The following is a 13,170-nucleotide window of genomic DNA, read 5'->3' as shown; positions in this document are numbered from 1 at the left end:
ATTTCTATATATAACAGCTATGGATACTACGAGAGAAAGAACTTTGGCGATGTAACACTTTGTATCCATTCAGCTGTAATCAAAATTTACAACATGAATTGCTCACTTAGAATCTTATTTTGGAAGATAAGTGGTGTAATTCTTTGTTAAATGAAGGAAGGGATTGGGAAGTTATGAATAAAACAATTTTAAAAACATGTATCATATCAGCAGTTTTAGGTGGAAGTTTATTAAGTGAAACGAATGGAGAGGTGAAAGCAGAAGCGGCTACACCACAAACGAATCATACGGGTGTATTCAAAGATGTTCCAAAGGGGCACTGGGCATCTGAGGCGATTCAGCAATTAACAGGTGAGAAAATCATTTTTGGCTATGATGATGGGAGATTTGGTTTTGGAGATAATGTAACACGCGAACAAGTTGCCGCTTTAATGTATCGTTATTTTAATATGGTAGAAAACAAAAATTATGCGAACCCATATGGGGATATAAGTGAAGATTCGACAAGCTATATAAAGGAAATCTTGTCTTTAACAGAAAAGGGTGTTTTTACGGGTGACGAGAATGGGAACTTTAGACCGAAGGCATCCTTAACACGCGCAGAAATGGCACAGATTCTTACAAATGCTTTTCATTTAAAAGCAAAGAGTGATCACACTTTTACTGACGTTTCAACGAACTCATGGGCAAGAAATGCAATTAGTGCTGTTCAAACAAATAATATTGCAAAAGGAGTAGGAGGAGGGAAATTTGCTCCAAGTATGGATGTGACGCGTGAACAGTATGCACAATTTTTATATAAAGCAATACAAGAAACTGAGCAAACTCAACAAACGAAAGGACAACTACTAGCTAGCATACTTGGTGAAACAAATTGGCAAGGGACAAAAGTATATGACAAAGATCATAATGATGTAACGAAAGAAAATCAAAATTTCATTGGGCTTGCAAAATATGATGCTAAAACTGCAAGGTATGAATTCTTTCATGCAAATACAGGAGAGAGTCGTAATGATAGCGGTACTTTTTTTATAACGAATGATGGAAAGAAAAGAGTGTTAATTTCTGAAACGCAAAATTATCAAGCAGTTGTTGAATTAACGCAATTAGATAAAGAGAAATTTACATATAAAAGAATGGGGAAAGATGCAAAAGGAAACGATGTAGAAGTGTTTGTTGAACATATTCCTTATCATGAAAAAGAACTTTCTTTCACGCGACCTGATAAAAGTTTAGAAAGCTCGACGGGGAAAATAGTTACGGACGTTGATGGAGATAAAATATTATCTAGTACACTATGGAACGGAACGGTGGTATTAGACGAACAAGGTAATAATGTAACAAAATACAACTCAAACTTTATTAGTCTAGCAAAATACGATAAAAATACAAATAAATACGAGTTTTTCAATGTGAATACAGGAGAAAGTCGTGGGGACTATGGTTTCTTTGATGTTGTACATGGTAATAAAATAAGAGCCCATGTTTCATTAGGAAATAATAAATATGGTGCGGTTCTTGAACTTACAGAATTAAATAAAGAGAAATTTACGTATACAAGACTAGGGAAAGATGCGAATGGAAAAGATATAAAAATCTTTGTTGAGCACGAACCGTATACAGGTGACCTAAAACCAAATTTCACAAAGTAAGCCTGTACTGTAGCAAAGGCATTATGTTAGAAAATGTTAGTAAGGAAAAGCTTAAGGGTTGGGTAATTAAAATAGTTATTTATAGACAAATAGATGCCTTGAGGCATCTATTTGTCGTTTTAAAATGATTTTTTTATGGGTGCAATTTCTCTTTTCTCAAATCTAGTAACTTACTACTTGCACAACCATACATTTTCGTTTTTTTATTTATTTTCTTTATTCTCTTTATATTCATTAACTTTCTCTTTTACATTACCGACAGTATCTTTAGCAGTGCCTTTTACCTTATCCCATTTTCCTTCAGCTTGTAATTTCTTATTGTCAGTTACTTTCCCGACAACTTCTTTTACTTCGCCTTTTACTTTATCAATAGCACCTTCTACTTTTTCTTTTAAACCATGATCATGTTTAGTCATACATTTCTCCTCCTTGTAGTTTGATTAGAATGCTCTTTTCATATTGCAAGTTGAATGATGTATCTAGTAATGGAAGAAGAAAGAATGTTAATTATATTTCTTTTGCAGTCCATATGGATTTCGTATAAGCAATTTTCATATGGGCACGTTCCATATTATTTTGACTGCAGCTACCGAATCTTGCTTGTCCGACTATTAAATGACAATTGGATTCAATAGCTGTCTCAATTCGCTTTTGAATTAAGGAAGTATGACAGCCTTTACGCTGAAATTCTGGCAAAGTAGTAGAAGCAGCTAATGAAGCGACACCTTTATTTATATAGAGAACTCCTATACTAGCAGGAGTGTTTTGAATTTCAGCTATGAAAAAATGCCATCCTGGTTTATTGTAAAGAATTTCGTTATTTTGGCGCACGCCATCTTTTGTAAAGGATGGCATATTAAATCCGCGTACATATATGTCTGCAAAAATATGAAATTCATTTTCTTTCAATTGGCGTACTGAAATGTTAGAAGGAAGCAGGGATGGATCTTCTCTCGGTATACTATATAAAGCGGTACGGAAGCCCGATTGGTAAAAACCTTTTTGAGATAAGTATTGAAATAATTCAGCTGTACCTTGAGCGGGCGTAATTTCAAAACGACAAGGGATTTGTAGCGATTGATAATAAGAGATGATTTCATCTATCTCATCTGTATTTGTAAAGGTAACGCCTTTTACGGTGTTAAAAGTCGGACCAGCAATTACTTTTGATGAAAAGGCAGTGGCGCTCCCGAATTTTTTCATTTGTATTTGCATTGGATTACCGTTTATTGCTTGCATTAGCGTTAATCTAGAAGAGAGCATATGTATTTCTGCGTTTTCAATTTCTTGAGCTGTATGGACTGTCATAATTGTATTCATGAGATTCCCCCGTCAGTAAATATATTTCATAGTACATATACGATATTTGTTCTGAGATTCCTGTTGAAATGTAAGAGAATAAGAGGTTTTTTGGAAGGGAAATGGAAGTGAACTGTCGAAGGGAGTAGAAACAGATTAAAGGTGGTGCTCTCATGAAACAGAAAAACGTGCAGACATGCTCTAATTGTGGTTCTCAAAACATAGGAGAAGGTGAGTTTGTCGGATATGCACAAGTACGGAAAAAGGAGACGATGTTCACATCTTCACCAGTAGATGCTTATATTTGTACAGATTGCGGGAATATCCTTTTATTAAAAGTACGACATTATGAAAAGTTTAAGCAGAAGCCGTTATGATTATTGAAAAGTGGGTTTATTAGAGAAGTTAATAGGAGTAATATTTTACATATATATATGAATACGCCTTATATAAAGAGATGACAACATATACTGTGTGGGATGCTTATTAATCGTTGCACAACATACAAAAATGTATAGAAGAAATTGTGAACTAATATGAGAAAGAAAATTAGCTCTTCATGGAATATTTCATATCGAAAACTCCTTTAAATGAATAAGGGGGTTTTTATTTTTTATAACAATAATTACCTTTAATTGTTATAATTGGTTATTGAGGTAGAGTGTTTTAATTCACACCATAATCATAAAAGAAAACTAGCTAAATTGTATAGAAAACCGCTATTTAACACAATCGCAACCGTAAGTTGACAAAGTGCAACCGCAGGAAGATAGAGATAAGGGGAATGTTTACATACAATTTAGGTAAGAAAACAAAGGGGGACACACATATGGGATTTGGCGAAAAGCTTTTTAAATTAAGAAAGGAAAAGGGCCTTTCTCAAGAAGGATTAGCTGAAAAATTAAACACAACAAGGCAAGCGGTTAGTAAATGGGAAAACGGTCAAGGTTTTCCTGAAACTGAAAAGTTAATAATGATTGGAAATGTTTTTGAAGTATCACTCGACTATTTATTAAAAGAAACTGCAGAGCAAAGTAATGAAAATGTGGATGGCTATTATGTAAGTCAGGAAATGGCAGAAGGGTATATAGTGTACGGGCAAAAGATTTCAAAATATATAGCGTTAGGGTTTAGTTTGCTTATTTTGTCTACAATACCGTATTTATTATTTAAAGAAAATGCAACAATGTCGACATTCCTTGTCATTATCATTGCTGTCCTTGGAATTGGAGCAATGATGGTACCTGCAACAATAGAAGAGAGTCGATACAATGTATTGAAAAAAGAAGAACTACTATTTGATCAAAACTTTCTAAAAGAATTGACAAAAAGATATGCGATTCTTAAGAAGAAGTATGCTGCAGTGATGATTGTTGGATTTTGTTTTATAGCCGCAGGTGCAATACCGTTTTTGTTTGAGGAAAAAAATATCACTTCAGGAGAATTGGTGCAGTATTATCCGTACTGTGTTGTACTTATTGCAATTGGAGTCTATCTTTTTGTTCGTGTTGTAGGAGTGTGGGAGATGTATCGAATTTTAGTAGAGAATAAAGAATATAGTAATCGTCTTATTTTTAAACTGAAAAAGAAAGTGAGAGAAAAAGTGGATAATTTTTAATAGGAGAAAACATACTTTTATGAAAAGTTAAGATAGGAGTGAAATGATGTCAAACATTCTAGAAATTAAAAATTTAAGTAAATCATTTGGAAACAAAATTGTTTTAAAAGATGTTACATTCAATGTGCCATCAGGGGCAATAGTGGGATTCATTGGTGACAATGGGGCAGGTAAATCAACAACATTTAAAACAGTACTAGAATTAATTTCTAAAGATAGCGGTACAGTGAAAATATTTGGTAAAGAAAATATAAATAAAGATGCCAAGATTAAGGAAAAGATAGGAGTCGTATTTGATGCTATGAATCTACCGGCTCATCTTACAATAAAGCAATTAAATAAGGTTTTTGAAAAGATGTTTGAATCTTGGGAACAAGATAATTTTTATAGATTAGTAAATACTTTCTCTTTACCTACTAATGAGAAAGTAGGTAAATTCTCGCGTGGGATGTCAATGAAACTAACTATAGCTGTTGCACTGTCGCATAATGCCAGATTATTAATCCTAGATGAGGCGACGGGAGGTCTGGATCCTTCATCTAGGGAGGAGGTATTAGAGGAATTAAAAAGTTTTGTGAATAAAAGTAATGGTGGTATTTTACTTTCTTCGCATATTATGAGTGATGTAGAAAAAATAGCTAGTCATCTTATTGTGATAAAAGATGGAGAAATTTTATTAAATGAAGAAAAGGATAAGGTTTTAGACAGTTATGCCATTGTAGATGTTGATGAGGAACAACTAAATTTAATCAACAAAGATATAGTTGTGGTGAAAAGGAATAATGGTTCTTATTTCAATGTACTTGTATCAGACGTGCATAAACTACCAAATGGGATTGCTCATAGAACCATTTCGATAGAGGAAATGAGTGTCTTATTAACGAGGAGTGAAAAATAAATGAAAGGTTTATTATTGACAAACTATTATCTAGTGTATCGAACTTTCTTTATGTTCATGGGGATAGCAATATTAGGAGCAGGATTCGTTTTTTATTTTGGTGATGCTTCAATGTACCGTTTAATTGCTACGTTTATTATCTTTTTTGCTGCGATTCCTGCACTTGAAGTTATTAAGTATGAGAGTAAGTCAGGTTATGAAAAGTATGTACTTACTTTACCGGTTACTAGAAATAACATTGTACAAAGTCACTACCTTTTCTATTTTTCAGTTGTAATTATTGGTACTTTATTATCGTATGGCATATTTTATGTACATGGTTTCATTTCAGATACACCAATTGGTGATGATATATTTAAGAGTGTTTCTTTAGGGACGTTCATCATTCTTAATGCCGGAGCAATAGCCTATCCACTCCTCTATGTTTTTGGAGCAGAAAAATCTGATGCTATTACAATTGGAGGCGCATGCGGGGGACTTGTTACTTATTTTGGATTACAAAGTGTAATTGGTTATCTAATAGAACAATTTCCAATATCAAATTTAAATTCATCTGTATACGTTTCGATGCTATATACGATATTTGGTGTTATTATATACATCTTTTCTTTTGTTATTTCGGTATTTATATATCGTAAGAAGGAATTTTAGTATATTTTCTCTTAGTATTTTCTGAATTATTTCCAAAGAAATAATTCAGAAAATACAGAAAAATGTCGTGATTATTTGTAGAAGTCTGTTATAATAAACAAAAAATGAAAACGCTTTAAAGGGGGATATAACCAATATGATGATGAATGTACCGCTAACAATTAGTTCTATGATGGAAAGAGCAGAAAAACTGTTTTCAAAGAAAGAAATTGTTTCACGGACACATGATACAATTACGACGTTAACGTATAAACAGTTAGGTGAAAGGACGAGAAGGCTTTCCAGTTCGTTAAAAAAATTAGGAATTAAAGAAGGCGAGCGTATAGGAACGTTAGCGTGGAATCATCATCGACATGTGGAAGCGTATTTTGCTATTCCTGGTATTGCTTCTGTTTTACACACAATTAATATTCGTTTATCTCCTCAACATATTTCATACATTATTCAGCACGCAGAAGATCGCATTCTACTTATAGATGAAGATCTCGTACCACTCGTTGAAAATATTCAATCGCAATTATCAACTGTACAAGCCTACATTATTATGACTGATAAAGATGAACTTCCCAATACTACGCTAGAACCTGTATATCATTATGAAAAGCTATTAGAAGAAGGCGATCCAACTTTCCAATTTGTAAAAGATATTGATGAAAATACACCTGCTGGTATGTGTTATACGTCAGCGACTACAGGAAACCCAAAAGGTGTTGTATATACGCATCGTAGTACTGTACTACATTGTATGGCACTCGGTTTAGCGGATACAGCTGCTTTATCGGAAAGTGATGCGGCGATGGCAATTGTACCGATGTTCCATGTGAACGCTTGGGGGCTTCCTTTTGCAGCTACTTGGTTTGGAACTAAACAAGTTCTGCCAGGACCAATGTTTACTCCAAAAATTTTATTAGAGATGATTCAAGCTGAAAAAGTAACGATAGCAGCAGGTGTGCCGACAATTTGGCTCGGTGTATTACAAGAATTAGAAAATAATAGTTACGATTTATCTAGTATAACGAGAATATTATGCGGTGGTGCTGCTGCACCGAAGAGTGTTATTAAAGCATTTGAGCAAAAATATAATGTTCCTTTCGTACATGCATATGGTATGACTGAAACAAGCCCACTAGTAACACTTGCACGTTTAAAAAGTTATGAAACAGAATTATCATATGAAGAGCAATTAGAAATCCGCTCAAAACAAGGGTATCTTGTCCCTGGTGTAGAGATGAAAGTAGTCGGTACAAACGGTGAAGTGAAGTGGGATGGTACTGAGATGGGAGAGTTATGTTTACGAGCACCTTGGATCGCTGAAAGCTATTATAACGATGATCGTACTGTCGAAGGATTCCGAGACGGTTGGTTATATACTGGTGATGTTGTTACAGTTGATGAGGAAGGCTGCGTGAAAATTGTTGATCGTACGAAAGATGTTATTAAAAGCGGGGGCGAGTGGATTTCCTCAGTTGACCTTGAAAATGCTTTAATGGCACATGATGCTATATTTGAAGCAGCTGTCGTTGCTATTCCTCATCCGCAATGGCAAGAGCGACCAGTTGCCTGCGTTGTTCAAAAGAAAAATAGTGCAGTAACGAAAGAAGAAATATATGAGTTTTTAAAACCACAGTTTGCGAAGTGGTGGTTACCAGACGATATTGTATTTATGGAAGAAATACCGAAAACATCTGTTGGGAAGTTTTTAAAACAGGCGCTTCGAAAAGAACTTGAGCATTTGCATAAAGAGAAATAATGAAATTTATATTTGTAAATCTATTGAGAAAATAAGTTGACAAAGGGTAGAGAGAAAGATAATATAACTCCTATAATATGTTATCTAAAAAACATTTTAAGTTTACAAATAGGAGAAGCAAATATGAATACAAAAAACTTAGTTTTCGTCGCTTTATTTAGTTCTATTATGGGAGTGTTAGGGTTAATACCTCCAATTGCTCTTGCTATTACACCAGTTCCAATTACATTACAATCACTTGGTGTTATGCTTGCTGGTGGACTGTTAGGATCTCGTCTTGGTGCGTTAAGTCAGCTTATTTTCTTACTTATTGTAGGAGTTGGAGCACCATTACTTGCTGGTGGGCGCGGTGGCCTTAGTGTATTTGTTGGGCCAAGTGCAGGATATTTACTTGGTTATATCGTTGGAGCGTTTGTCATTGGTTATTTAATTGAGCGCTTACGTGAAATTTCTATAATAAAGGTATTATGTATTAATATAATTGGTGGTATTTTCGTAGTTTATGTATTTGGCATTATTGTACAGGCTTTCGTAATGGATATTTCTATATGGCAGACGATGAAAGTAAGTGTCGTATTTTTACCAGGTGATTGCATAAAAGCGATTATAGCAGCGATTCTCGTAACGAAATTACATCGTTCATTGAAACATATTATTACGCCTGCTCTAAAGAGTGGGAAATATACAAATGCGGGATAAGAAAGAGAAGAAACACGTTCATTGCGTGTTTCTTTTTATTATTTTGTAAAGAAAGGACAACTAATATGGGAATTACAAAAGAATATAAAAAGTATGCCTCTTTATTATCAAATAAAATAGCAATAAAGGAAAATGATCGAGTATTAACATATAAAGAGTGGTTTGAGTCAGTATGTAAAGTAGCAAACTGGTTGAATGAAAAAGAATCGCAGAATAAAACGATAGCAATTGTATTAGAAAATAGTATGGAGTTTTTACAACTATTTGCTGGTGCTGCGATGGCTGGATGGGTTTGTGTGCCGTTAGATATAAAGTGGAAAGAGGATGAGCTCAAGGAAAGAATTGCAATTAGTAATCCGGATATGATTGTGACAGAGCGATATAAGGTAAATGATCTACCGGATGAAGAAGGAAGAGTAATTGAAATTGATGAGTGGAAAAGAATGATAGAGAACTATCTTCCTACATATAATTCTGTAGAAAGTGTACAAAATGCTCCGTTTTATATGGGATTTACATCAGGATCGACTGGAAAGGCGAAAGCATTTTTACGTGCACAACAATCGTGGGTTCATAGTTTTGATTGCAATGTACATGACTTTCATATGAAAAAAGAAGATTCTATTTTAATAGCTGGGACGCTTGTTCATTCTCTTTTTTTATACGGCGCAATAAGTGCATTATATGTAGGGCAAACGGTGCATATTATGAGAAAGTTTATTCCAGATCAAGTGCTGGATAAGTTAGAAACAGAAAATATTTCGGTCATGTATACAGTTCCGACAATGCTAGAATCTTTATATAAAGAAAATAGAGTGATAGAAAATAAAATGAAAATTATTTCGTCAGGAGCGAAATGGGAAGCTGAAGCGAAAGAAAAAATAAAGAGTGTATTTCCTTATGCGCAAAAATATGAATTTTACGGTGCATCGGAACTAAGTTTTGTAACAGCACTAGTCGATGAAGAGAGTGATAGAAGGCCCAATTCAGTAGGGAAACCTTGTCACAATGTGCAAGTTCGAATATGTAATGAAGCAGGAGAAGAAGTACAGAAAGGTGAGATAGGAACTGTTTATGTGAAGAGTGATCAGTTTTTTATGGGATACATATTGGATCAGGTTTTCATTCCGGAGTTGACTGCAGATGGCTGGATGACAGTACGAGATGTAGGTTATGAAGATGAAGAAGGCTTTATTTATATTGTCGGTAGAGAGAAGAATATGATTTTATTTGGAGGAATTAATATTTTCCCAGAAGAAATAGAAAGTGTATTACATGAACATCCAGCTGTTGAGGAAATAGTTGTAGTTGGTGTGAAAGATAGTTATTGGGGTGAAAAATCTGTCGCCATCGTAAAAGGAAGTGCTACGAAGCAACAATTAAAAGGTTTTTGCTTACAACGATTATCCTCGTTTAAAGTACCGAAAGAATGGTATTTTGTAGATGAAATACCGTACACAAATAATGGGAAAGTTGCTCGTATTGCAGCAAAAAGTATGATTGAAAACCGGGAGAAAATATATGAATAGGGCGGTTATTGTAGAAGCAAAAAGAACACCTATTGGTAAGAAGAATGGGATGCTGAAAGACTATGAAGTTCAGCAATTAGCCGCACCACTGCTCTCGTTTTTAGGTAAAGGAATTGAGAGAGAAATAGACGATGTTATATTAGGGAATGTTGTTGGGCCGGGAGGGAATGTTGCAAGATTATCTGCTCTAGAGGCAGGACTTGGCTATCATATTCCTGGTGTAACGATTGACCGGCAATGTGGTGCCGGATTGGAAGCGATTCGCACCGCATGTCATTTCGTTCAAGGCGGGGCAGGTAATTGTTATATTGCAGGAGGAGTAGAGAGTACAAGTACATCACCTTTTCAAAATAGAGCGCGATTTTCACCAGAAACAATTGGTGATCCTAATATGGGAGTGGCGGCTGAATATGTTGCAGAGCGTTATAATATAACGCGAGAAATGCAAGACGAATACGCTTGTCTTAGTTATAAACGGACACTGCAAGCAGTAGAAAATGCATATTTACAAGATGAAATACTTCCGTTTAATGGCTCTTTTGACGAAGCTATAAAACGAGAAATGAATTATGAAAGAATGATTAAAAGAACAAAGCCTGTATTTTTACAAAATGGTACAGTAACGGCAGGTAATTCGTGCGGTGTAAATGATGGGGCATGTGCCGTTCTTGTAATGGAAGAGGAGCAAGCCCGAAAATTAGGATATAAGCCTGTACTTCGTTTCGTTCGTAGTGCTGTAGTTGGAGTGGATCCAAATCTTCCGGGGACTGGTCCGATATTTGCGGTGAACAAATTATTAAACGAAATGAATATGAAAGTAGAGGACATCAATTATTTTGAAATAAATGAAGCATTTGCTTCAAAGGTTGTTGCTTGTGCAAAGGAGTTACAAATTCCTTTTGAAAAATTAAATGTAAATGGTGGAGCAGTTGCGCTCGGTCACCCGTACGGTGCATCTGGAGCTATGCTTGTAACACGTTTGTTTTATCAAGCGAAAAGGGAACATATGAAATATGGAATTGCAACGTTAGGAATTGGTGGTGGAATAGGGCTTGCGCTATTATTTGAGAAAGTAGAAGACTAGTGAGGTATTAACTGTACTATGATTAATAGGGGATAATTAGTTCTATATATGAGTGAATATCCTCTCTTAGTAACCAAAAAACAAACAACTATTATTCTATATTTTTGAGTTACCTGAGGTTAAATTTGTAAGCCTGAGCCTCATAAAATTGGTATAATGTAGTAATATGGGTGGAAGATGGAAAAGCTGATATTAGTAAATTGAGCATAAAAATTTCATATGCATCCAGATAAGTATTAATAACATTTCTCTCTCTGAACATAAAACTATACATATATTATGATAGGTAATATAGGCGTTATTCTTATTATATTGCTCTAAAATAATTAAACCAGTTTATTTGAAGAAAGGAATGGGAATATGAACATTGGCGAACGGATTCGACAAATACGTATGCATAAAGAATTCACGCAAGGGGAAGTAGTATCAGGGATATGTTCTATAACTTATTTAAGTAGAATTGAAAATGGACAAATTAAACCTTCAAATTCTGTTTTAAAAAAAATCGCTAAAAATCTAGATATTGATTACAACTTTCTTGTAGGTGTAGATTATGAGGATATTGAAGCTAAGATTCTTGAAATATGTAATAGGTATAAAAATGATAATATTATAAGCTCTAAAGACTTATCATCTTTAGAGTTGTATGTTCGCGATACAGACTCTATTCTCTTATTATTAAAGGCCTATGGTGTTTTAATATACTATCATTCTCGAAATAATAACTTATTACATGTAGCAACGATTGTAAATGAGGCTTTGCAAGTAATTCCAAATCAAGTAGCCTCCCCATATACTCAAGACTTTATATATTATTTAATGGCTCGAGGTCATTATTTTTCTAATAAACAAGACTATATGACTGCAAATGAAATTTATATGCAGACAGAGAGTTTACTTGGTTTAGATGAAACTAGGCTACACGCTGATATATATTATAATCTAAGTCTAACAAATCAAAGTCTTTATAAAGATCAAACGATTAGTCGTTTGTATGCTAAAAAAGCCTACAGATTGTATGAAAAATTAAATGTAGAAAATCAAGTAATAAACATTCTTATAATTATTGCATTACAATATCAAAAAGATAATCTATCAGAGAAAGCTCTTGAATCTTTAAAACAAGCAGAAATTAAAGCAGAGGTTAGCGATAATCCTATGTATTTACCTTTAATTGCATATAATTATGGGAAAATATATCAAGGATTAAAAGATTACACCAATTCTATTAAATGTTATGAAAAAAGTTTACAGACTAGCAATCTTTATCCAGATCAAGCTCAAAAAATATACGCAGTAAGAAACTTAATAGAAATTTATATAGAATCTAAAGACTGGAAAATTGTTAATAAACTGATGGATGATGCATTAGAAATGTTATCAATTTCTGATATGCCACACGCATATGTTGAAATATATGGACTTAAGGGGAAAATATCCAAATTAAGGGGCGATAATCATGGATATGAGAAAAATATGCAAAAAGCTATTGAAAGGGGTCTAGAAAAAAAGCAATACCCTCTAGTTCGTGAACTCGCTACTGAACTAGGAAACTATTTTTATGATAATCGCGCTTATAAAATGTCAGCAAAGTACTTGAAAATATCTAGTCAACTCCCCACTTAAGCTACGCTTAAGTGGGGTTTTTTTATGTATTGATCTAATAGGGAATTAACACTAGTAAAACTACTATGTTTATAACGCTCCCATTCAAGTACATTACTTTCGTCAAATATCTAGTTAGGGGAGTAAATCCTTCTGAAATTTCCAAAAAGGTAAAATATCAAGTTTAAAACAATTGATAATTCGCTAAAATTTTAATGGAATTTTACTAATTGTTATTAACATAAATGAACATGTATATTTTAAGTACAGAAACTCAAACAGCAAGGAGGGAGTTATTCTGATGCAAGAGAAAAAATGATCTACAAATATGATAGACAATATAAATTATCATTTGAATTAGAGTAAAGGTTATAATCAATATTTT

At 33.9% G+C, this 13,170-nt stretch carries 12 protein-coding genes; 10 read left to right on the top strand and 2 right to left on the bottom strand.

What is annotated here, in order from left to right:
• The first annotated feature begins 173 nt into the window (after positions 1-173).
• Entirely contained in the window at positions 174-1,652 is a 1,479-nt protein-coding gene (locus ACTFOB_RS09920) for a DUF4822 domain-containing protein (RefSeq protein ID WP_440025574.1), read from the top strand.
• A 203-nt stretch (positions 1,653-1,855) separates the two neighbouring features.
• Here the strand turns inward: ACTFOB_RS09920 and ACTFOB_RS09915 are convergent, their stop codons facing one another.
• The gene (locus tag ACTFOB_RS09915; RefSeq protein ID WP_440025576.1) at positions 1,856-2,068 is read right to left on the bottom strand and encodes a CsbD family protein; all 213 of its coding nucleotides are present in this window, start codon (positions 2,066-2,068) and stop codon (positions 1,856-1,858) included.
• Positions 2,069-2,159: 91 nt separating this feature from the next.
• Complete coding sequence (locus ACTFOB_RS09910) at positions 2,160-2,972, bottom strand: GNAT family N-acetyltransferase (protein WP_440025578.1); 813 nt, start codon at positions 2,970-2,972, stop codon at positions 2,160-2,162.
• Between the two features lie 152 nt (positions 2,973-3,124).
• Here ACTFOB_RS09910 and ACTFOB_RS09905 point away from each other — a divergent pair, with 152 nt between their 5' ends.
• From ACTFOB_RS09905 to ACTFOB_RS09865, 9 genes are all read left to right on the top strand, one after another.
• A complete protein-coding gene (locus tag ACTFOB_RS09905) occupies positions 3,125-3,328 on the top strand; it encodes a hypothetical protein (protein ID WP_440025579.1) in 204 nt (67 codons plus the stop codon).
• Positions 3,329-3,780: 452 nt separating this feature from the next.
• Positions 3,781-4,569, top strand: a complete 789-nt coding sequence (locus ACTFOB_RS09900) for a helix-turn-helix domain-containing protein (RefSeq protein ID WP_440025581.1) — start codon at positions 3,781-3,783, stop codon at positions 4,567-4,569.
• A gap of 46 nt (positions 4,570-4,615) precedes the next feature.
• Entirely contained in the window at positions 4,616-5,467 is an 852-nt protein-coding gene (locus tag ACTFOB_RS09895; protein WP_440025583.1) for an ABC transporter ATP-binding protein, read from the top strand.
• A complete protein-coding gene (locus ACTFOB_RS09890; protein WP_440025585.1) occupies positions 5,468-6,118 on the top strand; it encodes an ABC-2 transporter permease in 651 nt (216 codons plus the stop codon).
• 136 nt (positions 6,119-6,254) lie between these two features.
• Positions 6,255-7,868, top strand: coding sequence for a long-chain fatty acid--CoA ligase (locus ACTFOB_RS09885; RefSeq protein ID WP_440025587.1), 1,614 nt, complete (start codon positions 6,255-6,257; stop codon positions 7,866-7,868).
• Between the two features lie 123 nt (positions 7,869-7,991).
• Positions 7,992-8,567 (top strand): biotin transporter BioY, encoded by a 576-nt coding sequence (locus tag ACTFOB_RS09880; RefSeq protein ID WP_440025589.1) that lies wholly within the window; start codon positions 7,992-7,994, stop codon positions 8,565-8,567.
• Positions 8,568-8,632: 65 nt separating this feature from the next.
• Positions 8,633-10,096, top strand: a complete 1,464-nt coding sequence (locus tag ACTFOB_RS09875) for an acyl-CoA synthetase (RefSeq protein ID WP_440025590.1) — start codon at positions 8,633-8,635, stop codon at positions 10,094-10,096.
• Positions 10,089-11,180, top strand: coding sequence for an acetyl-CoA C-acyltransferase (locus ACTFOB_RS09870; RefSeq protein ID WP_440025591.1), 1,092 nt, complete (start codon positions 10,089-10,091; stop codon positions 11,178-11,180). Before ACTFOB_RS09875 ends, ACTFOB_RS09870 begins: the two co-directional genes overlap by 8 nt.
• 360 nt (positions 11,181-11,540) lie before the next feature.
• Positions 11,541-12,806, top strand: coding sequence for a helix-turn-helix domain-containing protein (locus tag ACTFOB_RS09865; RefSeq protein ID WP_046198963.1), 1,266 nt, complete (start codon positions 11,541-11,543; stop codon positions 12,804-12,806).
• Positions 12,807-13,170: the final 364 nt, after the last annotated feature.

The sequence above is a fragment of the Bacillus cereus group sp. MYBK79-1 genome, from assembly GCF_051915365.1.
GTDB lineage: Bacteria > Bacillota > Bacilli > Bacillales > Bacillaceae_G > Bacillus_A.
The sequence above is the reverse complement of the archived record's forward strand: the minus strand, read 5'-3'. Positions and strand labels throughout refer to the sequence as shown.